This is a genomic window from Lujinxingia vulgaris (genome assembly GCF_007997015.1).
GTDB lineage: Bacteria > Myxococcota_A > Bradymonadia > Bradymonadales > Bradymonadaceae > Lujinxingia > Lujinxingia vulgaris.
This window is the reverse complement of record NZ_VOSM01000009.1, coordinates 119,816-141,267: the sequence shown is the minus strand read 5'-3', so window position 1 is coordinate 141,267 and position 21,452 is coordinate 119,816. Positions and strand designations below refer to the sequence as shown.

30 protein-coding genes are annotated in these 21,452 nt (G+C 62.5%); all 30 read left to right on the top strand.

All coding sequences use genetic code 11. The features are described 5' to 3' along the window. Positions 1-231 precede the first annotated feature (231 nt). The gene (locus FRC98_RS16545; protein ID WP_146982540.1) at positions 232-1,944 is read left to right on the top strand and encodes an asparagine synthase-related protein; all 1,713 of its coding nucleotides are present in this window, start codon (positions 232-234) and stop codon (positions 1,942-1,944) included. Between the two features lie 401 nt (positions 1,945-2,345). Beyond that, positions 2,346-4,040 (top strand): ABC transporter ATP-binding protein, encoded by a 1,695-nt coding sequence (locus FRC98_RS16540; protein WP_146982539.1) that lies wholly within the window; start codon positions 2,346-2,348, stop codon positions 4,038-4,040. A 22-nt stretch (positions 4,041-4,062) separates the two neighbouring features. Further along, a complete protein-coding gene (locus tag FRC98_RS16535) occupies positions 4,063-4,356 on the top strand; it encodes a PqqD family protein (protein WP_146982538.1) in 294 nt (97 codons plus the stop codon). Continuing rightward, the gene (locus FRC98_RS16530; RefSeq protein ID WP_146982537.1) at positions 4,353-5,306 is read left to right on the top strand and encodes an HPr kinase/phosphorylase; all 954 of its coding nucleotides are present in this window, start codon (positions 4,353-4,355) and stop codon (positions 5,304-5,306) included. Before FRC98_RS16535 ends, FRC98_RS16530 begins: the two co-directional genes overlap by 4 nt. Further along, positions 5,306-5,788 (top strand): lasso peptide biosynthesis B2 protein, encoded by a 483-nt coding sequence (locus tag FRC98_RS16525; RefSeq protein ID WP_146982536.1) that lies wholly within the window; start codon positions 5,306-5,308, stop codon positions 5,786-5,788. The genes FRC98_RS16530 and FRC98_RS16525 overlap by 1 nt, the downstream gene beginning before the upstream one ends. A gap of 265 nt (positions 5,789-6,053) precedes the next feature. Next, the gene (rpsL, locus tag FRC98_RS16520) at positions 6,054-6,425 is read left to right on the top strand and encodes a 30S ribosomal protein S12 (protein ID WP_115604737.1); all 372 of its coding nucleotides are present in this window, start codon (positions 6,054-6,056) and stop codon (positions 6,423-6,425) included. Positions 6,426-6,516: 91 nt separating this feature from the next. Further along, on the top strand, positions 6,517-6,990 hold the full coding sequence (gene rpsG / locus FRC98_RS16515) for a 30S ribosomal protein S7 (protein ID WP_115604735.1): 474 nt from the start codon (positions 6,517-6,519) through the stop codon (positions 6,988-6,990). 247 nt (positions 6,991-7,237) lie between these two features. Then, on the top strand, positions 7,238-9,379 hold the full coding sequence (fusA, locus tag FRC98_RS16510) for an elongation factor G (protein ID WP_146982535.1): 2,142 nt from the start codon (positions 7,238-7,240) through the stop codon (positions 9,377-9,379). Between the two features lie 293 nt (positions 9,380-9,672). Beyond that, complete coding sequence (gene rpsJ, locus FRC98_RS16505) at positions 9,673-9,981, top strand: 30S ribosomal protein S10 (RefSeq protein ID WP_115604733.1); 309 nt, start codon at positions 9,673-9,675, stop codon at positions 9,979-9,981. 163 nt (positions 9,982-10,144) lie between these two features. Next, the gene (gene rplD, locus FRC98_RS16500) at positions 10,145-10,795 is read left to right on the top strand and encodes a 50S ribosomal protein L4 (RefSeq protein WP_146982534.1); all 651 of its coding nucleotides are present in this window, start codon (positions 10,145-10,147) and stop codon (positions 10,793-10,795) included. Next, on the top strand, positions 10,792-11,103 hold the full coding sequence (gene rplW / locus FRC98_RS16495; protein ID WP_127781020.1) for a 50S ribosomal protein L23: 312 nt from the start codon (positions 10,792-10,794) through the stop codon (positions 11,101-11,103). Before rplD ends, rplW begins: the two co-directional genes overlap by 4 nt. Positions 11,104-11,176: 73 nt before the next feature. Further along, on the top strand, positions 11,177-12,010 hold the full coding sequence (gene rplB / locus FRC98_RS16490; protein ID WP_146982533.1) for a 50S ribosomal protein L2: 834 nt from the start codon (positions 11,177-11,179) through the stop codon (positions 12,008-12,010). A gap of 69 nt (positions 12,011-12,079) precedes the next feature. Next, a complete protein-coding gene (gene rpsS, locus FRC98_RS16485; RefSeq protein ID WP_146982532.1) occupies positions 12,080-12,361 on the top strand; it encodes a 30S ribosomal protein S19 in 282 nt (93 codons plus the stop codon). 136 nt (positions 12,362-12,497) lie between these two features. Beyond that, positions 12,498-12,866, top strand: a complete 369-nt coding sequence (gene rplV, locus FRC98_RS16480) for a 50S ribosomal protein L22 (RefSeq protein WP_146974725.1) — start codon at positions 12,498-12,500, stop codon at positions 12,864-12,866. 38 nt (positions 12,867-12,904) lie between these two features. Next, complete coding sequence (gene rpsC, locus FRC98_RS16475) at positions 12,905-13,534, top strand: 30S ribosomal protein S3 (RefSeq protein ID WP_146974724.1); 630 nt, start codon at positions 12,905-12,907, stop codon at positions 13,532-13,534. Positions 13,535-13,600: 66 nt separating this feature from the next. Beyond that, complete coding sequence (gene rplP, locus FRC98_RS16470) at positions 13,601-14,017, top strand: 50S ribosomal protein L16 (protein ID WP_146974723.1); 417 nt, start codon at positions 13,601-13,603, stop codon at positions 14,015-14,017. After that, positions 14,014-14,202 (top strand): 50S ribosomal protein L29, encoded by a 189-nt coding sequence (gene rpmC / locus FRC98_RS16465; RefSeq protein WP_115604717.1) that lies wholly within the window; start codon positions 14,014-14,016, stop codon positions 14,200-14,202. Before rplP ends, rpmC begins: the two co-directional genes overlap by 4 nt. Before the next feature lie 37 nt (positions 14,203-14,239). Continuing rightward, a complete protein-coding gene (rpsQ, locus tag FRC98_RS16460; protein ID WP_146974722.1) occupies positions 14,240-14,521 on the top strand; it encodes a 30S ribosomal protein S17 in 282 nt (93 codons plus the stop codon). 93 nt (positions 14,522-14,614) lie between these two features. After that, positions 14,615-14,983 (top strand): 50S ribosomal protein L14, encoded by a 369-nt coding sequence (gene rplN / locus FRC98_RS16455; protein WP_115604713.1) that lies wholly within the window; start codon positions 14,615-14,617, stop codon positions 14,981-14,983. Positions 14,984-15,027: 44 nt separating this feature from the next. Continuing rightward, positions 15,028-15,408, top strand: coding sequence for a 50S ribosomal protein L24 (gene rplX, locus FRC98_RS16450; protein WP_146974721.1), 381 nt, complete (start codon positions 15,028-15,030; stop codon positions 15,406-15,408). Positions 15,409-15,642: 234 nt separating this feature from the next. Continuing rightward, complete coding sequence (rplE, locus tag FRC98_RS16445; protein ID WP_146974720.1) at positions 15,643-16,182, top strand: 50S ribosomal protein L5; 540 nt, start codon at positions 15,643-15,645, stop codon at positions 16,180-16,182. Between the two features lie 75 nt (positions 16,183-16,257). Further along, complete coding sequence (locus tag FRC98_RS16440) at positions 16,258-16,443, top strand: type Z 30S ribosomal protein S14 (RefSeq protein WP_111728205.1); 186 nt, start codon at positions 16,258-16,260, stop codon at positions 16,441-16,443. Between the two features lie 157 nt (positions 16,444-16,600). Further along, positions 16,601-17,002: a 30S ribosomal protein S8 gene (gene rpsH / locus FRC98_RS16435; RefSeq protein WP_230467698.1), complete on the top strand. Its 402-nt coding sequence runs from the start codon at positions 16,601-16,603 to the stop codon at positions 17,000-17,002. A 23-nt stretch (positions 17,003-17,025) separates the two neighbouring features. Then, positions 17,026-17,562: a 50S ribosomal protein L6 gene (rplF, locus tag FRC98_RS16430; RefSeq protein WP_146982531.1), complete on the top strand. Its 537-nt coding sequence runs from the start codon at positions 17,026-17,028 to the stop codon at positions 17,560-17,562. A 48-nt stretch (positions 17,563-17,610) separates the two neighbouring features. Continuing rightward, positions 17,611-17,979 carry a 50S ribosomal protein L18 gene (gene rplR, locus FRC98_RS16425; protein ID WP_146982530.1) on the top strand — a complete coding sequence of 123 codons (369 nt, stop codon included), beginning with the start codon at positions 17,611-17,613 and terminating at the stop codon, positions 17,977-17,979. Positions 17,980-17,991: 12 nt separating this feature from the next. Beyond that, entirely contained in the window at positions 17,992-18,504 is a 513-nt protein-coding gene (gene rpsE, locus FRC98_RS16420) for a 30S ribosomal protein S5 (RefSeq protein ID WP_146982529.1), read from the top strand. A 125-nt stretch (positions 18,505-18,629) separates the two neighbouring features. Further along, complete coding sequence (rpmD, locus tag FRC98_RS16415) at positions 18,630-18,815, top strand: 50S ribosomal protein L30 (RefSeq protein WP_115604701.1); 186 nt, start codon at positions 18,630-18,632, stop codon at positions 18,813-18,815. Positions 18,816-18,817: 2 nt separating this feature from the next. Beyond that, on the top strand, positions 18,818-19,264 hold the full coding sequence (gene rplO / locus FRC98_RS16410) for a 50S ribosomal protein L15 (protein ID WP_146974716.1): 447 nt from the start codon (positions 18,818-18,820) through the stop codon (positions 19,262-19,264). Position 19,265: 1 nt separating this feature from the next. Then, complete coding sequence (gene secY / locus FRC98_RS16405; protein WP_146982528.1) at positions 19,266-20,621, top strand: preprotein translocase subunit SecY; 1,356 nt, start codon at positions 19,266-19,268, stop codon at positions 20,619-20,621. 106 nt (positions 20,622-20,727) lie between these two features. Continuing rightward, positions 20,728-21,369 (top strand): adenylate kinase, encoded by a 642-nt coding sequence (locus FRC98_RS16400; protein WP_146982527.1) that lies wholly within the window; start codon positions 20,728-20,730, stop codon positions 21,367-21,369. Positions 21,370-21,452: the final 83 nt, after the last annotated feature.

Genomic DNA, 21,452 nt, shown 5'->3' with positions numbered 1-21,452 from the left:
ACATGCCTGTACAGATTCTGTCATTGTGTTTTCCATATGTTTGTTGGCCTGCTTTAGATCATCGCGTGTCGACAGTACCTTGAGAACGCTCTATGGGGCTCCGGCTGGCATGAGCTGATTGTGTTTACCGTACGTGAGCACTTGCCGAGCTTCGCCGAGACTACGTAGACTTGATCCGCGCTTCAAATAAGCGCAGTTCGCAGCTATTCGCGGGTAGAGTAGGCCAAACGCATGAGTGCGCAAGAGAAAGTTCCGCTGAAGGCGACGCTTCCAGGCGCTATCCTGCCCGTCGGAGATCTCCTCATTCAGGGGCATTGTGGCACCCCGGAGATCCTCGTCAGAGGGCCGGCCGTCTATCAGCTCGCGCTGATCGCGCAGGACAACTCCGGCTGGCTCTGCATTCTGGGGCCTCCATCTGCGGGCGAACCCCTGCTGGACCCGACGTTACCGATGCATCAGCGCCTCGCCCGACTGCACCATCTGACGTCGCGTAGCCATCATGCCCGGGGGCTGGCTCAACTTCCCGACCTGGGAGTGGCAGTGGCCCTGCGATGGGACGCACGGCGTCGCGAACTCAGCGTGCGCAGAGATGCCTTCGGGCGCGTTCCCCTGGTGCACTCGAAGCACCCGGAGCAGGTGGCTGAGGGGGGCCTTGTCAGTACTCGCCCGGTCTTACTGGCTCCCTTCTCAGCACCTCTTCGGCCACCAGACGCCTGGCACTACTTCTCCCGCGCTCAAGACGCGCCTCTCCGAGACGACTTCTGGCCCGGGGTCCAACGTTTTTTCCCCGGCGAGGAGCGACGCTTTGTCGCGGGAACCTGGGAGACGACGCACAGGCTGTGGAGCCGCAATCGGCACCCGAGGTCGGGGCGCCCGCACGACGACCACGCGGAAGAGCGCTTCGCCCAGCTGCTCGCACATGCTACCCGCGCCGCAATCCGGGAGCCGGGGCCTGTCTTTACGCTGAGCGGTGGCCTCGACTCCACCTCACTGGTCGCGCTGGCTCGTGAGCAGAAGGGCCATCGCAACCTCGCCACGGCCTCGATGGTGTCATCACGCCATCCCGGCTTTGATGAACGCCCTACCATTGAGACCTTGGTTCATCGGTGGCGCACGTCGCATCGCTTCGTCGATATCGGAGCTCCCGAACTCTGGTCGCCGCAACGCGCTAACCCGGGCGTTGAAGACTGGGGACCGGTGGTCGTCTGGGAAGCTCCCTATATGCGCTACTTTTTCGCTACGCTGCGCAAGGGGATGGCCCCAGACACCTGCACCCTCGTCTTCGGGTTCGGGGCCGATCAACTCCTCTTCGCCAACGAACTTCATTACCTGGAGCAGATCGCAGCTCACGCCACTCCGGAACTTCTCCGCTCCCTTCTCCTCCAGGCCGCAACGCGCCGGCGATGGCGTCGGGCCGCTCGCGTACTCGCCGCAAGAACGGGACTTCTCACGCGTTGGCGGGCTCGCTTTCGTCCCGACAGCGACCCACGCCAGGGTCTGCTGGAGGGGTGGAAGTGGGAGGCGTCGATGCGCGCCTTCGAGCGCTACCGCCGGGATCAGGGGGTGCGTCTGGCGTTTCCTTTCCTGCAGCGTGATCTCTGGGAAACGATGCTCGCAAGTTCCCCCGGCGAGCTGCGCCACGGAGGACTTCCCAAAGCGCATTTGCGTAAGATCCTTCACCACCGCGCTCCCGACGCGCTGACCTTCGCCCCCAAAGGTGGACTCTTCGACGAGGTCGTCGCCTGCGGACTCCATCGCCTCTTTGCACCGAGCGCGGCCTGCTCCCTGTCTCAACAGCCACCCTCGCACTCGCCATTCACCGCCGAGCAACGACGTGTCGCTCTGGACTGGCTTCGCCAGGGAGCTCCCCCCGAGAAGCGCTATGAGGCGGCGGTCACACGCTACCTCACCTCGTTCGAATCCTGGCTTCTGACCGTGCAGTAAAGCGCTGACGGTTTGACACGACTTTGCGTTTGGGCCATCCTCCCCGATGCAAATGTGTACGTTTATCTTGCCCACTCACTTTGCCGGCACTCGGCTGGCGCAGTGTAACCCGGTGCCAATAACCGTTGAGAGAAAACGCTTATGTCCCGCAATACATCGACGTCCTGCTCCGATGCCAGGCCTTCTGACCAGGTGTCCGACACACGTCCGCCCTCCGATGCTCCTCGTGCGACGTATCAGCCGCCGCAGTTGCAAGAACTCGGGCAGCTGCGCTCACTTATTCGTGGGTTCAGCGGCCCCGGAAACGACGGCGGCGGAGAAGGCACCGGATTTGGTGATCCCTGAGATCGCCTCATCAGGGTCTGCGACGTTGACCCGCTTGCCCCGCACCGGAGGGTGCATTGCCCCCCCAAGCACTACTCCGACATTTCCGGCCCCGCTGGCTGATCCTGGCCACCACCTCGCTGATCGTCTCGCAAATCATCGGCCTGGCCACTCCCTACCTGATCAAGCTGGCCATCGACGAAGGCATCGCCCGGGCCAACGCCGATCTGCTCTGGACGCTGGGAGCTGCCGGTCTCATCCTCTACACCCTGGGGGCGCTTACCCGCTTCAGCGGCCAGTGGTACGCCACTCTCGCCGGCGAAGACTTCTGGGAGGGCGCCCGCGACGAGGTCTTCCAGCACGTCCAGAAGCTCTCGCTCGCTACCCTCGCCACCCAGCGCACCGGCGAGCTGGTCAGTCGCATCTACAGCGACACCTTTCATATCAAACAGCTCGCCACCTCGGTGCTCCCCGCCATCACCTCGCTTCTGGTCGGCGTGGGCGGCACCGCTGCGATCCTCATCTGGCTCGATCCTCGCCTGGCGCTCCTGGCCGCCATCCCCTTGCCTGTAGGTTGGCTTCTTTTGCACATCTTCCGCCGACGCGTTCGGCCGATGAGCCGGGCGCGTCTGGAGACGATGGCCGCCCTGCACAGTTCGCTTCACGAGGGTCTGGCAGGGATCGCCGACATTCAGGCCCTGGGGGCCCGCGAGATCTTTGCTCGCCGCGTTCGGGACGCCGGCCGCTCTCTCAAAGCTGCCGAGCTCGCCCTGGCCAGCCACCGCGCGCGCCTGGGCCCCGCAGTTGACCTGGCCCTCTCGCTGGTGCTCCTGGCAACGCTCGTCATCGGCGGCCAGTACGTCATTGACGGAAGCCTGAGCGTAGGCACCCTGGTGGTCTTTTATTTTTATGTGGGCCGCTGCTTAGGACCGCTGCGTGGCGTGCCCGGCATCCTCTACGGCTGGCATGGCGCGCGCGCCGCCGCCGAGCGCATCGACGCGCTCCTCGCCATCGAGCCTCGCAAGCCTGCCGAGCCCTCCCAACTCACCCCACGGCCCGGCCCGCTGACCGTGCGCGTCGAGTCGCTGAGCTTTGCCTACCCATCCTCAAACATCGCGGCCTCCTCAACCTCCCCGGGCGTCATCGCGGGTCTCGACCTGGAGATCGCCCCCTCGGAAGCCGTTGCGATCCTCGGGCCGTCCGGAGCCGGCAAGAGCACCACGGGCCGACTTCTCCTCAACCTCTTCGATCCCGAAGAAGGCCGCGTCATCCTCCAGGGCATCGACGCTCGCCAGTGGCCGCTGGCCGAGCTGCGCCGGCGTGTGGGCTATGTGGGCCAGGAGATCTTTTTGTTCGACGGGTCGCTGCGCGATAACCTCTTCATCGCCATGAACCCCGAAGAGCGCCGGCGTGCCGAACCTTACCTCGACGCCATCTTAAAGCTGGCCGGTCTTCAAGACTTTGTGCACGATCACCCCGACGGGCTCGATGCCCCGATGGGCGAGCGTGGCGCGCGGCTTTCCGGCGGCCAGAAGAAGAGGGTGGCGCTGGCTCGTGCTCTACTGCGAGATCCCGACCTGATCATCATCGATCAGATGGCCACCGACCTTGAGGAGTCGCTCAACGCGCGCATCTTCAGTGCGCTGCGTGACCGAAAGCTCACCATGATCTATCTGGGGCACCGCGTGCCGGCAGGCCTCAACCCCGAACACGTCTTCTGGATGGAGGCGGGCTGCCTGCATCCCGGTCCCCCCGATCTCTACCAACCCTGATGCCTCGCGGAGCTTTGCGCCCATGACTTTCACCGACTCCCAGCGTTTTACCGCCCGCGAAGATCTCGTCGTCGAAGCGATCGACGATCAGATCGTCATCCTCGACTTAAACGGCGATCGCTGCTTTGGTCTCAATGCCCAGGGCGTGCTGCTGTGGCAACGCATCCGCGAAGACGCCCCTACGGTCGCCGAGCTCATCGCGCTGCTCCAGCAGACCTACGCCATCGACGTCGAGCGTGCCCGCACAGACCTCCTCGCCTTCTTGAGCGCTCTGCAGAGTGCCGGCCTCCTGCTGGAGCACACCCAGACCTCATGAGCGCCTTGAACCACTACCGCATCTACGACCAGCCCATCGCCTGCGATCGCCCCCTGAACTTCGCACCGATCCCCTCCTCAGAGCGCGAAGATCACACGGGCATCTGGACGATCGAAGAGCGCGATCGCCCTTCAATAGAGGGCGATCGCATCCACGATCTCGAAGATCACCCCGGCGGCGATCGCCTCGAAGTCTTCCAATCCGCAGCAGGGCAGGGCGAGATCACCTACGCCGACTGGCACTTCGCCTTCGATCTTCCCAGCCACCAGATCGCGTACGAGCCCCCCGAGAACTCCGCCTGGGCGCTCGACACTCTGCTGGAACGCATCGTCCTCCCCATCGCGCTGCTCACCACCGATCGCCCCCTGGTCGCCCTCCACGGCAGCGCGCTGCGACTTCCCGACGGCGACACCATCGCCATCATCGGCGACTCCGGCGCCGGCAAGAGCACCACTGCGCTGGGGCTTGTGCGTCGCGGCGCCACACTGCTGGCCGACGATCTGGTGCTCGTCGATGTCGAGCGACGCCTCCTGCTGGCCGGCGCCCCCTCACTCCGACTGGCCCTCCCGCAGGACGCCATCCCCGAGGCCAGCATAAGCCTTCCCACACCCTCGCCCGATCCCAAACGCATCTTCGTACTCCCCGACGCCCCCGCCTCCGGCCGCGCGCTGCCCCTGACCCACCTCTTCAGCCTGGGCGGCGAGCCGCACTCCGATCGTGACTTCGAGCTGACCCAACCCCGCGGCGGACACGCCGCCGCGCTCCTCCTCGACCAGTGTTTTGCCTTCTCCCAGGCCGATCCCGCTGCCGACGAGGCCCGCTTTCGCCGCGCGATGCGCCTGCTGCGCACCTCGCCACTGACCCGCGTGGAGTTTCGCCGCGGCGCAAACACCCTCACCCAGCTCGACGCCATCGCCCACGCCCTGGGCACCAACGCCGAGGCGCACTGATGCCCCTTCGACGCCTCGTCGCCGCCGGCGTCCGCCACGCAGAGGCTTTTGCCCTGGTCGCCGCCGCACACCTTCTTATCGAAACCACCGGCTGGGATCGCGCGCGCGCCGCAAGCGATCGCCTCCTGCCCCGGCGCGGCCGCGATCGCGCCCCCTCACTACCCGAGGCGCATCACGCGCTCGCTATTGCCATCGAGCAAAGCGTTCTTCGCACAAGCCGCCTTATCCCAGGCGCCCGCTGCGCCCCCCGCGCGCTGGCCGCCCGCCACATGCTCGCCAGACGCGGCATCCCCTCAAAGCTCATCGTCGGCCTGCGCCTCAAGCCTCGCCCCGAAGGCCACGCCTGGCTGGAGATCGGCACTCCTCCCGACCTCGTGCGCCTCTTTGCCCGCGATCCCTCCACCTACACCCCCCTGGACGCTCTCACCGGGAAGAGGCCCGCATCGCCCCGATCTCCAACGCCCACGCCATCTTCTGCGTAGCCACTCTATGCCTTGCGATCCTCGATCACCGCTCCACAACGATCCACGCTTGACATCGCAAGACGCCTTTCTATAATCCGCCGTCCGAAGCCCCCCGGTCTGGCCTTTGTCATGCCCGACCACACGCTCCTCGGTGGCTTCCGCAAACGAAATTCGCCGCTCTAAGTTGCCCGTCACCATCCGATGGGGTAAGCAGCCCCGCAGACGGTGATGTCTCCGATATGGTGCAACGCGCCTCTCGTAGGTGCGACAAACAGGTACATGTATGCCCACGATTAACCAACTGGTTCGCAAAGGTCGCAAAAAGATTGTCTCCAAGACGACGGCGCCGGCTCTTAAGAGCTGCCCGCAGAAGCGTGGTGTCTGCACCCGCGTCTACACCACGACTCCCAAGAAGCCGAACTCCGCGCTTCGTAAGGTCGCTCGTGTTCGTCTGACCAACGGTATGGAAGTCACCAGCTACATCCCCGGTGAGGGACACAACCTCCAGGAGCACAGTGTCGTGCTCATCCGTGGCGGTCGTGTCAAAGACTTGCCCGGTGTGCGCTACCACATCGTTCGCGGCACCCTCGACGCCGTCGGCGTCCAGTCCCGCCGTCAGGGCCGCAGCAAGTACGGCACCAAGAAGCCGCGCTAAAACGCCCCGGATTTCTCGCGATTTTTCGCCCGGTGGCTCGCTTTGGCGACCTGTGTCGGGCCTTCGCACCTACGAATTGAGAGCTTAAGTCATGCCAAGAAGAAGAGTGGTCCAGAAGCGCCCGATCCTCCCGGATCCCAAGTTCAACGACAAGCTGATCACCCAGTTTGTCAACGTCATGATGCGCGACGGCAAGAAGTCCACCGCCGAACGCATCATGTACGATACCCTCGATGTCATCGAGTCGAAGACTGGTGGCGAAGATCCCCTCCGCGTCTTCAAGCGCAGCATCGACAACCTGCGTCCGATGGTTGAAGTTCGCTCGCGCCGCGTCGGTGGTTCCACCTACCAGGTGCCCGTCGAAGTCCGCCCCGAGCGCCGCACCGCCCTGGCCATCCGCTGGCTGATCCAGGCCGCGCGTGCCCGCAACGAAAAGACGATGGTCGACAAGCTCACCAACGAGATCCTCGACGCGTCGAACAACCGCGGCACCGCCGTGCGTAACAAAGAGAACGTGCACCGTATGGCCGAGGCCAACCGCGCGTTCGCGCACTACCGCTGGTAATACCCGCGCCGGGCTCCCCCCGACGCGCACATGCTCCATCAGGCGCATCGGACGGTGCCCTCCGAAGACCCGGTGAGGTCCTTATCGCTCCCTTCCGAGCCGATAAGGCCTGACCGGGTCTTCGCGTTTTACTTTCCTTCGGGCTGGAATGATCCACCTTCCAGTCCCGCTCCATCTGCTCTCGCTTCCCCCGAGAACCGGGGACATAAGCGATCCCAACTGCGACCTTCACACAGGCAGGGCGACCGTGGCACGAAGTCTATCTCTCGAAAAGACCCGCAACATCGGCATCATGGCGCATATCGACGCCGGTAAGACCACGACCACCGAGCGCATCCTCTTCTACACAGGGAAGTCGCATAAGATTGGCGAGGTCCACGACGGCGCGGCCGAAATGGACTGGATGGAGCAGGAGCGCGAGCGCGGCATCACCATCACCAGCGCCGCGACCACCTGCTACTGGTCGACCAACGACGTCAAACACCGCATCAACATCATCGACACCCCCGGCCACGTCGACTTCACCATGGAAGTCGAACGTTCGCTGCGCGTGCTCGACGGTGCCATCGCGGTCTTCTGCGGCGTCGGCGGCGTTGAGCCCCAGTCCGAAACGGTCTGGCGCCAGGCCAACCGCTACAAGGTCCCCCGGATCGCCTTCGTCAACAAACTCGACCGCATCGGCGCCGATCTCGATCGCGTCGTGCAGATGATGGTCGATCGCCTCAAAGCCCGCCCGGTGCGCATGCAGATCGCCATCGGTGCCGAAGACGGCTTCCGCGGCGTCATCGATCTCGTCACCATGAGCGCCATCGTCTGGCACGATGAGTCGCTCGGCGCCGAGTACGACATCCTCGAGATCCCCGAAGAACTCAAAGACGAGGCCCAGGCCGCGCGCGAAGAACTTCTGGAGATCTGCGCCGAGCTCGACGAAGAGCTCATGGACAAATACCTCGAAGGTGAAACCCTCACCGAAGACGAGATCCGTCGCGCCGTGCGCAAGGGCACGCTCGCGCTTGAGATCGTGCCGGTCTTCTGCGGCTCGGCCTACAAAAACAAAGGCGTCCAGCCCCTGCTTGACGCCGTCATCCGCTACCTCCCGGCCCCGGTCGATGTCCCGGCGATCGATGGCGTCACCCCCGACGCCTACAAGCGCCTGACCGAAGGTCTCGGCGAGCCCGGCGAAGATGACATGGTGCGCCGCGCGGCCTCCGACGATGAGCCCTTCAGCGCGCTGGCCTTCAAGATCATGAGTGATCCCTACGTGGGCCACCTCACCTACTTCCGCGTCTACTCCGGGGTGCTCTCCAGCGGCAGCTACACTTACAACGCCACCAAAGGTAAGCGTGAGCGCATCGGCCGCATCCTCCTGATGCACGCCAACCGCCGCGAAGAGATCGATGAAGTCCGCGCCGGCGACATCGCCGCCGTCGTCGGCATGCGCAACACCACCACCGGCGACACCTTAAGTGATGAGCATCACCCGGTGGTCCTCGAAGCGATCGACTTCCCCGAGCCGGTCATCGAGATCGCCATCGAACCGCAGACCGTCGCCGACCAGGGCAAGCTCTCCGACAGCCTCCAGAAACTCGCTGTCGAAGATCCCAGCTTCCAGGTCAAAGTCGACGAAGAGACCGGCCAGACGATCATCGCAGGGCAGGGCGAACTTCACCTGGAGATCATCGTCGATCGCCTGCTTCGCGAATTCAAAGTCGGCGCCAACGTCGGTAAACCCCAGGTCGCCTACCGCGAAACAGTCGGAAACACCGTCACCCACCGTGAAAAACTCGAGAAGCAGTCCGGTGGCAAGGGCATGTTCGCCGAGGTCGAGATCAAACTCTCGCCCAACGAGCGCGGCCAGGGCATCACCTTCGAAGAGTCCATTAAGGGCGGGGCCATCCCCAAAGAGTTCTTCGGCGCGATCGAACGCGGCGTGCGTGAAGCCACCGAGGCCGGCGCGATCGCTGGCTACCCCGTCGTCGACATCCACGTTGAGCTCGTCGATGGATCCTTCCACGAGGTCGACTCCAACGAGCTGGCTTTCAAGATCTGCGCGCTCATGGCCGTCAAGTCCGCCATCCGCGATGCCGATCCGCAGCTCCTCGAACCGATGATGAGCGTCGAGGTCGTCACCCCCGAAGAGTTCATGGGTGATGTGATCGGCGATATCAACGCCCGCCGCGGATCGGTCGGTGGCATGGAGCCCCGCGCCGGATCACAGGTGATCAGCGCCCAGGTGCCCCTCTCGGCGATGTTCGGCTACTCCACCGATCTGCGCAGCCGCAGCCAGGGTCGCGCCAGCTACTCGATGCACTTCTCGCACTACGAGATTGTGCCCAGAGCGATCAGCGTAGCCCTGATCAACCGCATGATGGGCATCTACCCGGACTGACCCTTCGATGGGCCGCAAGGGGTGCGGACAAAAGGCGATTTCCACCTTGATCTGTTGACACCCCTACTGTATGGTCCGCACTCCCTGAGCCTGGGCGCCGGGGATTACTACCGCTTACGACGGCCCGAAACGCCGCCAATGACGCGGTGTTACGGGATTTTTGGTTCCCTCAGGTCAAGCCCGCTTGACCCACGGCAGCTGCTGCCGGTGAGGGAGCCTTGAATTTTGCGCTAACCGCTGGGTTTCGCACTTTCTGGCCTGAAGTCCTCAGGTCAGTCGACGAGGTTTGTGACATGGCGAATGAGAAGATTCGAATCAAGCTGAAGGCGTACGACCACAAGCTGCTCGACGCGTCGGCTGCCGACATCGTAGAGACGGCTAAGCGCACCGGTGCGCGCGTTGCGGGGCCCATACCCCTTCCCACGCGCATCAACCGCTGGACGGTCCTGCGTAGCCCCTTCATCGACAAAAAGTCTCGCGAGCAGTTCGAGATGCGCACCCACAAGCGCCTTCTCGACATCCTCGATCCGACGCAGCAGACGCTCGACGCTCTGATGCGCCTGGATCTCGCTGCGGGCGTGGACGTCGAAATCAAGACCTGATCGCGCCTTTGGGTGGGCCTCGGCAGGTCCGCCTTAACGCGATCTTGTACTAAAGCCGGTCTCCTGAACCTCCCTTCGCTCGTTGTGAGCAGGGCGGGGCGGGCGACCATGGACCCACTCTTTCGCCCGTCCGAGCCTTAGTCAGGGCGGCGCAGGAGAAGTTATGAAAATTGAAGTCGTCGATTTGAAGAACAAGGCGACCGGAGAGATCGAGCTCGCTGAGAGCGTGTTCGGTGTTCCGGTTCGTGAGCATTTGTTCTGGGAAGTGGTCAACTGGCAGCGTGCCAAGCGCCGTGCCGGCACCCACCAGACCAAGACCCGCGGCCAGGTCCGCGGCGGTGGTCGCAAGCCCTGGCGCCAGAAAGGCACCGGCCGCGCCCGCCAGGGTACCACCCGCGCGCCCCACTGGGTCGGCGGTGGCACCGTCTTCGGCCCCCAGCCCCGTGACTACGGCTACGCGATGCCCAAGAAGAAGCGTCGCGCCGCCCTCTGCTCCGCGCTCAGCATGAAGTTGGGTAAGGGGCAGCTCAAAGTCGTGGACAACTGGGAACTCCCCCAGATCAAGACCAAGCTCGCCATCGAGACGTTGAGCAACCTGGAAGCGCCCCGCGCCCTGGTTGTCGATGTGACCTCGCGCAATGAAGGCGATAACTCGGTCACCCACAACGATAATCTTCGCCTGTCGGTGCGCAACCTCAAGGAAGCCAAGTACCTGGCTGTTGAGGGCCTCAACGTTGAGGATATCCTGCGTTATGACTACGTGATTCTCTCGCGCAGCGCCGTCGAGCAACTCCAGGAGGCATTGCAGTCATGACCAACCTCTACGACATCATCATTCGCCCGGCGCTCACCGAGAAGACCACCCAGCTGGCTGAACACAACCAGTACGTGTTCCGCGTCGACCGCAAAGCGAACAAGTACCAGATTCGCCAGGCCGTCGAGAAAATCTTCGGCGTCGACGTTGTCAAGGTCAACACTCTGGTGATGCCCAGCAAGCCCAAGCGTGTGGGACGAAGCCTCGGACGCCGCGCCGCCTTCAAAAAGGCGATCGTGACGGTAGCCGACGGTCAGACCATCGACCTGTACGCGCTCGAGGGGACCGAAGCCGGCGGTGAGGTCTAATCGACCCCCGACCCGTTGCTTTGAGTCCAATTGCCAGGATATCGCAATCGCGTTTTAGAAGGCAGGTATAACGATGGCCATGAAAGAGTTTAACCCCACGTCTCCGGGACGGCGCTTCCTGCGTCTTCCGGATTCCAAAGAAGTGATCACCAAGAGCAAGCCTGAGAAGGCACTCACCGAGAAGATTACCCGCTCCGGCGGCCGTAATCAGTCCGGTCACATGACGGTCCGCCACCGCGGCGGCGGCCACAAGCGCCGCTACCGTCAGGTTGACTTCAAGCGCACCAAGACCGGTGTGCCGGCGAAAGTCGCCGCGATCGAGTACGATCCCAACCGCACCGCCTACCTGGCGCTGCTCCACTACGCTGACGGTGAGAAGGCCTACATCATCGCCCCGCAGAAGCTTGCGGTCGGTGACACGGTCGTCTCCAGCGCGCATGCCGACATCAAGCCCGGCAACTCCCTGCGTCTGCGCTACATCCCCACCGGTACGGTCATCCACAACGTGGAACTGCGCCCGGGCAAGGGTGGCCAGATGGCTCGCTCCGCGGGCACCTGGGCCCAGCTGATGGCCAAAGAAGGCAAGTACGCGCTTCTGCGTCTTCCCTCCGGCGAGATCCGCCAGGTCCTGATGACCTGCCGGGCCACCGTGGGCGCGGTCTCCAACCGCGAGCACGAGAACACCTCGCTCGGTAAGGCCGGTCGCACCCGCTGGAAGGGCTTCCGTCCCTCGGTTCGTGGCGTCGCCATGAACCCGGTCGACCACCCCCACGGTGGTGGTGAAGGCCGCACCTCCGGTGGTCGCCACCCGGTGACCCCCTGGGGCCAGAAGACCAAGGGTAAGAAGACGCGCAGCAACAAGCGCACCGACAAGTTCATCGTCAAGCGTCGTAAGTCGCGCAAGTAAACCGCTCGCCCCACGCCGGCGAGTCACTCGCCGGCCGGTCGGGCACACACTGCGCCAAGGAGATAGATCGTGCCACGTTCAGTCAAAAAAGGGCCCTTTGTCGACACCGGGCTTCAGCGTAAAGTCACCCGCGCTCGTGAAACCAGCGACCGCCGTGCGATCAAAACCTGGAGCCGCCGCTCCATGATCGTGCCCGAGTTCATCGGCTTGACTTTTGCCGTCCACAACGGCAAAGAGTTTGTCCCCGTGTTCGTGACCGAGAATATGGTCGGGCATAAGCTCGGTGAGTTCGCGCCTACCCGTACCTTCTACGGGCACGCCGCCGATCGCAAAGCCAAGGGTCGTCGCTAAGCGGGTCGCCGCGGCGGAGTCTCTCCGCCTCGGCCCTCTCTAAGACGCGCTTCCCCGTCACGAGATCAAAGTTTCCCGTCGACCGCTGCCCGCTCTCAAGGGCACAGGCGGCGGCTCATCGAGTTGAGTTTTTGCCATGAGCAAACCAAAACAAAAGACGCATCGTGCGAACCAGGCGTCCGCACAGAACATTCGCATCGCGCCGCGCAAGGCGCGCATCGTCGTCGACCTGGTCCGTAACCGGCCGGTCGAAGAGGCGCTGCAGATCTTGCAATTCACGCCCAAGAAGGCCGCCCCGCTGGTCGCCAACCTCATTGAGTCGGCGATTCACAATGTGATGAACAGCGAACAGCTCGACTGGGACACCGACGATCTGTACGTCGCTCAGGCCTACGTCAACGAAGGCCCCACGCTGCGCCGCTTCATGCCGCGCGCTCAGGGTCGAGCGACCCGGATCAACAAGCGAACCAGTCAAATCACCGTGGTCCTGCAGCCCCGCGTCTAACGCGTCGCCAGGTCCCACACGGTCTCAGGAGGTCGATTTTGGGTCAAAAAGTACATCCTACGGGATTTCGGTTGGGGATCATTCGCCCCTGGAGCTCCAAGTGGTACGAGGAGAAGAACTACGCCAAGTGGCTCCACGAAGATCTCGCGATCAAAAACTACATCAACAAAAACCTCGGCTCGACCGGCATCAGCTCGGTGGACATTGAGCGCCTGGCCAACAAGGTCAAGGTGACCATCCACTCCGCCAAGCCCGGTATCCTTATCGGTAAGCGTGGCGCCGGTATCGAAGGCCTTAAAAACGAACTTCAGAAGAAGACCGAAGGCGAAGTCTTCGTCAACATTCAGGAAGTCCGTAAGGCCGAGCTCGATTCCAAGCTCGTCGCCGAATCCATCGCCCAGCAGCTGGAGCGTCGTGTCAGCTTCCGCCGCGCGATGAAGAAGGCCGTGCAGACCACGATGAAGTTCGGTGCCAAGGGCATCCGCGTCAACGCCGCCGGTCGCCTGGGCGGCGCGGAGATGGGTCGCCGTGAGTGGTACCTCGAAGGTCAGGTCCCGCTTCACACCCTGCGCGCCGATATCGATTACGGCACCGCCGAAGCCAAGACCACCTACGGTATCATCGGTATCAAAGTGTGGATCTACAAAGGCGAAGTTCTCGAACGCTGATGCGTCACTGGACCGCCCTTAAACAGGGCGGTCCGACGCCATAGATGGATATCAAGGAGTCCTACAATGCTTAGTCCCAAGCGCGTCCGGTGGCGTAAGCCACACAAAGGGCGTACCAAAGGCAAGGCCTACCGCGGCAGCACCGTCTCGTTCGGCGAGTACGGCATGATCGCCCTGGAGCCCGGCCGTCTGACCGCCCGTCAGATCGAGGCGGCGCGTATCGCCATGACCCGTCACATTCGCCGTGGTGGGAAAATCTGGATCCGCGTCTTCCCCGACCGCTCCATCACCCGCAAGCCCGCCGAGACCCGAATGGGTAAAGGTAAAGGCTCGCCTGAGATGTGGGTCTCGCTCGTCAAACCGGGCCGAGTCCTCTACGAAATGGACGGTGTGCCTGCTGACATGGCCAAAGAGGCGTTCCGCCTGGCCGGTCACAAGCTCCCGATCAAGACCAAGTTCGTCGTGCGAGGAGAAGTGCTATGAAATCCGCAGAACTGCGTGAAAAGAACGAACAGGAACTGCGTGAACTGGCCGGTCAGCTTCGCGATGACCTCTTCCGTATGCGTCTGAAGCACTACACCGGTCAGCTCCAGCAGACCAGCCAGCTGCGCCAGACGCGTCGCGACATCGCCCGGGTTGAGACTCTCCTTCGTGAGCGTCAGGGCTGATCGCGTCGTCGACGCGTACCAAGTTTAGGAGCAAGAAATGGAAGCGGAACAGCAGGCAACCGAACGCGGCCAGCGCAAAACGCGCGTCGGTCACGTCGTAAGCAACCAGATGGATAAGACGGTCGTCGTCGCCGTCATTCGTCGCTACATGCACCCCAAGTACAAGAAGTACGTCAAAGAGCGTCTCAAGTACAAAGTGCATGATGAGACCAATGACTGTGGCATCGGCGACAAGGTCCTCATTGAAGAGACTCGTCCCATGTCGCGCCACAAGCGCTGGCGAGTTAAGCAAATCATCGAGCGCGCCCCGGCGGTCTAATCCCCCCAGGGAGTACTCTATTGAGCGCCGCCAACCCGGCCCTCTCACACACTGTGCGAGGGCCAGGCGCGGCCTCGACGGACGAGGTAGGTCATGATTCAAATGCAAACCCGACTCGGCGTCGCGGACAACTCCGGCGCGCGTGAAGTCCAGTGCATCAAAGTGCTGGGCGGCTCCAAGCGTCGCTACGCTTCGATCGGCGACACCATCATCGTGTCGGTCAAAGAAGCGCTGCCCAATTCCAAAGTGAAGAAGGGCGACGTCAAGCGCGCTGTCGTCGTGCGTACCAAGAAAGAGATCGCACGTCCCGACGGCACTTACATCCGCTTCGACGACAACGCGGCGGTCATCATCGATAACCAGAATCAGCCGGTGGGCACTCGTATCTTTGGGCCGGTGGCCCGCGAGCTGCGCGCCCGCGAATACATGCGCATCGTCAGCCTGGCGCCCGAAGTCCTCTGAAGGGTTGCCAGCCGGCGTCCCGGCGCGGGAAGAGGGAGATTGAGATGCAGGTAAAGAAAAACGATAAGGTGATCATCCTCACCGGAAAGGATCGCTCGCTTACCGGCGAAGTGATCGCTGTCGATCGCAAGAACGGCAAGGTGAAGGTGGCTCGCCGCAACATGATGGTCAAGCACCGCAAGCCCAACCCCATCACAGGGGAAGCTGGCGCGCGCATTGACATCGAAAACTGGATCGACGCCTCCAACGTCGCGCTCTACAGCGAGAAGAAGGGCGGTGCGATTCGCACCAGCGCTCGCTGGCGTGGCAAGGACGGTGAGCTCTTCACCACCAAGCGCGACGCTGTCGCCAGCTTCGGCGGTGACGAAGGCGCCCAGGTCAAGAAGGTGCGCTACAGCACCAAGACCGAAGAAGTCTTCGAGTAAGATCTTTCACAGCGAGCGTCCCCGAGATCCGGGGGCGCTCGTTGCGCTTGACACATCCGGGCGCGTTCGTTAAGTAGGGCGCCCTCTGTACGGCGATGAAGATCGTCTTCATCGTCTTTTTTGTGTGAGGCGCCAACCTCCGGGGCTCTTCAAGCGCTTCTGCGCTTGCTCCCCGGGTGAGAAAACCGTTTTAGGCTGGTGGTACAGAAACCTGCCAGCGATGGAGAACCCAAAATGGCGTTTTTGGAACAGAAGTACCGTAATGAGATCGTCCCCGCGCTGATGGAGGAGCACACCTTCTCCAACCCGATGAGGGTTCCGCGCATCAAGAAAGTCTCGGTGAACATGGGCCTGGGCGAAGCCGTCCAGAACTCCAAGATCATCGAAGGTGCCGCCGCCGAGATGGCCATCATCACCGGCCAGAAGCCCGTCGTCGCTCGCGCTCGTCGCTCCATTGCGACCTTCAAGCTGCGCGAAGGGATGCCGATCGGCGTCAAAGTCACCCTGCGCGGTGAGCGTATGTGGGAATTTCTTGAGCGCCTGATCTACGTTGCGCTTCCCCGTGTTCGCGACTTCAAGGGCATCAGCCCCAAGTCGTTCGACGGCCACGGAAACTACTCGCTCGGTGTGCGTGAGCAGATCATCTTCCCGGAAATCGACTACGATAAGGTCGACAAGATCCGCGGGATGAACATCACGATCGTCACCAGCGCGGAGAACGACGAAGTGGGCCTGGCTCTGCTGCGCAAGCTGGGCATGCCCTTCCGCAAGTAAGCACTGTGAGCGCGTTGGCCGGCCGAGGCCGCGCGCTCCCAATCGTTTGGTTCGGCCCGACACGCGGAGATACGTGTGGCACGCAAAGCTCTTGTAGAAAAATCGAAGAAGAAGGCGAAGTTCGCCGTGCGCGAGTACAACCGCTGCCCCCGCTGCGGTCGCTCACGGGCGTACCTTCGTAAGTTCGACATGTGCCGGATTTGCTTCCGTGAACTTGCCCTGCGCGGCGAGCTCCCGGGTGTGACGAAGGCCAGTTGGTAAGTTAACCAGAACTCGCGACGAGGGATTCGGCCAAAGGTGGTCGCTTCAACCTCGCCGCACACTTCGGTAAAGGCCTCTCATCCTCACCGCGTCTGCGGGCTTCCACTAAGCCTGCAACCCTGTGAGCGAGAGGAACCGGACCGAACAAGGAGTGATCATGGGAGTGGTGCAAGATCCGGTAGCGGATATGCTCACCCGTATTCGTAACGGCCAGCAGGCCGGTCACGCCACGGTGGAGATGCCCGCCAGCAACCTGAAGTACGCGGTCATCCAGATCCTGGCCGATCGCGGCTACGTCGGCGGCGTGGAGCGCCTCGATGAGGGCCCCCAGGGCAAGCTCGTCGTCACGCTTCGCTACGACAAGGATGAAGTCGGCATGATTCGCTCGCTTAAGCGAGTGAGCAAGCCCTCTCGCCGCGTCTACGTCGGTGTCGGTGAAATCCCCAGCGTGCTCAATGGCCTCGGCCTGGCGGTGCTCTCCACCTCGCGTGGTGTGCTCTCCGACGCCGACGCCCGCGCGGCCAAGGTCGGCGGTGAGCTGCTCTGCACCGTTTACTGAGCCTTTGACCTCGGGAGAATAAAATGAGTCGAATTGGTAAACAGCCGGTAACCATCCCGGAGAAAGTCGACGTCAAACTCGACGGTCACACGATCCTGGTCAAAGGCCCCAAGGGCGAGTTGAGCCGTGAGCTCAGCCAGGAAGTGGAAGTGAAGATCGAAGATGGTGAGATCATCATCTCGCGTCGCGATGAGGGCCGCACCGCCCGCAGCTTCCAGGGCCTTGTGCGCAGCCTGGTCGCCAACATGGTCGAAGGCGTCTCCGAGGGCTACAAGCGCTCGCTGGAGATCAACGGCGTTGGCTACCGTGCCGAACAGCGCGGTCAGTTCATTCGCTTCGACCTGGGCTACAGCCACCCGATCATGTTCGAGCTGCCCGCTTCGGTCAGCGCCACCATCGAGCGTCAGACGCAACTGACGCTGGAGAGCGTGGACAAAGAGCTGCTCGGTCAGGTTGCAGCCAAGATCCGTGGCCTGCGTAAGCCGGAGCCCTACAAGGGCAAGGGCATCAAGTACAGCGACGAAATCATCCGTCGTAAGGCTGGCAAGTCCGGCGCCTAATCGCACCCCCTCGCCTCCGGGCGAAGGGTTCACTGAAGAGGTCTCATCATGCTTAGTAAGAGCGATAAAGCGAGCAACCGGCTTCGCCGCAAGCGTCGCATTCGCAAGAAGATCACGGGTACCGCCGAGCGTCCGCGCCTGACGGTGTTCCGCTCCAACTCCGGCATCTACGCGCAGCTTGTCGATGATATCGACGGCCGCACGCTCGCCGCAGCTGGCAGCAACGATAAAGAGAAGCGCTCGGAGTTGTCCGAGCTCGACAAGACCGCCCAGGCCAAAGAAGTGGGTAAGCTTCTTGCCGCGCGTGCCCTCGAGAAGGGCATCGATCAGGTGGTCTTCGATCGCAACGGATTCATCTACCACGGTCGCATCGCGGCGGTGGCCGAGGGGGCCCGCGAAGCGGGCCTCCAGTTCTGATAGGGAGGCACTGTGGCACAAGGACGACGTAGAAGAAGCGCCGACTCGGATCTCCGTGATCAGGTCGTCGCCATCAGCCGAGTCTCGAAAGTCGTCAAGGGCGGCCGTCGATTCAGCTTTGGCGCGATTGTGGTCGTCGGCGACGGCGACGGTCGCGTTGGGGTTGGACACGGTAAGGCCAATGAGGTCCCCGAGGCGATCCGCAAGGCGAACGAGCAGGCCCGCAAATCCATGATCACCGTGCCGCTTCTCGATGGCACCATTCCCCACGAAGCGCTGGGCCGTTTTAACTCCGGTCGCGTGCTCCTTCGTCCGGCCAGCGCCGGTACCGGTATCATCGCCGGTGGGGCGGTGCGCTACATCCTCGAGCTTGCCGGTGTCGGCAACATCCTCTCCAAGAGCCTGGGCTCCAACAACCCGCACAACGTCGTGCGGGCCACCATGGACGCCCTCAAGCAGCTCAGCGATCCGGATGATTACCGCCGCCGTCTCGGTCAGGATGTCAGCGAAGAAGCCAGCGCCTGATTCGGGTAGAGAGTCCCGCGTGGCGCGATGCAAACCATCGCGCCGCGCGGCCGCTCTCACCCCCACCCATGAGCCGATCGCCGGTGCGCTTGATTTGCACTGTGCGTTCGATATAGGAGCACACCATGGCTCAGCTTAAAGTCACTCTGGTGCGTGGCCTCGCCGGTAAAACCGAGCGTCAGCGCGCCAACGTACATAGCCTGGGACTGCGCAAGATTCGCGACAGCGTGGTCGTTACCGATCATCCCACCACCCGTGGCCAGATCGCCAAGGTCCAGCACCTGGTGACCGTGGAAACGATTGAGGAATAATCATGACTGATCTCACCAACCTTAAAGCCCCCAAAGGGGCGAACCGAAAGCGCAAGCGTGTCGGTCGCGGTCATGGCTCCACCCTCGGCAAAACCGCCGGTAAGGGTCAGAAGGGCCAGAAAGCCCGCAGCGGTGGTTCGGTGCATGCTCGCTTCGAGGGTGGTCAGACTCCGCTCCATCGGCGCCTGCCGAAGGTCGGTTTCTCCAACCCCTTCGAGAAGCACTACACCATCATCAATCTTCAGGACCTTGAGCGCGTCTTTGAGGACGGCGATACCGTCGATCTCGAGTCGTTGCGTTCCAAGGGCCTGGTCAAGCGAAACCTCGACGGCGTGAAGATCCTGGGCAACGGTGAACTGACCAAGAAGCTTTCGGTCAAAGCCACCAAGTTCAGCAAGTCCGCGAAAGCGGCGATCGAAGGCGTCGGGGGCAGCGTAGAGGTTATCTGACGTGGCAGGTAAGTTTCGAGATATACCGAAGATCCCTGAGCTGCGTCGGCGGTTGCTCTTTACGGCGGGGCTCCTGGCGATCTATCGGATCGGCGTGTTCATTACCGTTCCCGGTGTCGACCGAGGGTCGATGTCCGAGATGATGTCGGGCGACGGTGGTGGGCTTCTGGGCCTTGTAAACCTCTTTACCGGCGGCGCGCTGGAGATGATGAGCATCTTCGCGCTCGGGATCATGCCCTACATCTCGTCCTCCATTATCTTTCAGCTGATGCAGGTGGTCGTTCCGGCCATCGAGCGTCTTAAGAAAGAAGGGGAGTCGGGGCGTAAGAAGATCACTCAGTACACCCGCTACGGTACGGTGGTTCTGGGGATCATCCAGGGTTTCGGCATCTCGCTCTACCTGGAGAACATGCACAACTCCAACCCGGAGCTAGGCCTGCTGGTCTCGCCCGGGTGGCCTTTCCGTCTGTTGACTGTGTTGACGCTGACCGCGGGCACGGTGTTTGTGATGTGGCTCGGTGAGCAGATCACTGAGCGGGGTATTGGTAACGGGATCTCGCTTATCATTACCGGCGCGATCATCGCCTCCTTCCCCACCGCGCTCTTCCAGACCTATACGCAGTACACGACCGGCGCGATGAGCACCTTCACGGTGGGTATTCTGCTGGTGGTGGCGATCGGCGTGACGGCCTTCATCGTCTTGATGGAGACCGCGCAGCGTCGCATCCCGCTTCAGTACGCCAAGCGTATGGTCGGGCGTAAGATCTACGGGGGGCAGGCACACCACCTGCCGCTCAAGGTGAACATGGCCGGCGTTATCCCGCCGATCTTCGCCATGTCGCTGCTGATCTTCCCGACCACCATCGCCAGTTACTTCCAGGATCATCCCATCGGTCAGTTCATTCAGACCGTGCTCGTTCCTGGCGACTGGCGCTACAACCTGATCTACGTCGTTCTGATCATCTTCTTCTGCTACTTCTACACGGCCGTCCAGGTGAACCCGATGGACATCGCCGATAACCTGAAGAAGTCCAACGCTTTCGTGCCCGGCATTCGCCCCGGCAAGAAGACTGCGGAGTACATCGATCAGCTTCTGACGCGACTGACCACCGCCGGCGCCATTTACGTGGCTGCGGTCTGCGTCCTGCCTTACTTCCTCATCGATGAGCTCGGCGTGAACTTCTACTTCGGTGGAACCAGCCTGCTCATTCTGGTGGTCGTCGGTCTGGATACGGTCGGTCAGATTGAGAACCATCTCATCACGCGCCACTATGAAGGTTTCGGCGCGCGGCCCGGTTCGGCCGAGGGTAGCTCCCGCATTAAGGGACGTACCCTGGATGAGCCCGAAAACACCTGAGCGCCTCTCGGGGCGTTGCGCTGAACGAACAAACCCACCGCATGCGGTGGGTTTGTTCGCTTGCGCCCCGGTAAAGCGCGCTCATATTGAGCCCTACGAGGAACGTATGTCGAAGAGACGACTTATGATGCTGGGCCCCCCCGGGGCCGGCAAAGGCACCCAGGCCAAGCGGATCGCCACTGAGAAGAGCATCCCGCATATCTCCACCGGCGATATGCTGCGAGAAGCGCGGCGCAAGGGAACGGAGATGGGCAAAGAGGCGGCGCGCTATATGGACGCCGGTCAGCTTGTGCCCGATGAGGTGGTGATCGGCATTGTCCGCGATCGCCTCGACGAGGATGACGCCAGTCAGGGATTTATCCTCGATGGCTTCCCCCGCACCCGTGCTCAGGCCGAGGCCTTGCAGCAGATGGGCATTGAGCTCGATGCGGTGCTCAATATCGTCGTCAGCGATGAGGCCGTGATCGGTCGTCTCGGCGGTCGAATCAGCTGCCCCTCGTGCGGTGCGGTGTATCACGAGATGTTCAACCCGCCGGCCACCCCGGATGTCTGCGATGCCTGCGGATATCAGGGGCTGATCAAGCGTGATGACGATCAGCCGGCGGCGATCAAGAAGCGTCTGGAGGGCTACCACGCTCAGACAGCTCCGCTGATCGCGTTCTATCAAGAGATCGGCGCGCTGGTGGCGATCGATGGCGAGCAGTCGCCGGAAGAGGTCCACGACGCGATCGCGGAAGTGATCGGATAAAGATCAACACTCCTCGCTCCACCCGGATTCTCTCGCCATGTGGCATCTGGAGGATCCGGCGAGAGCAGGGGTGGTGATCATGC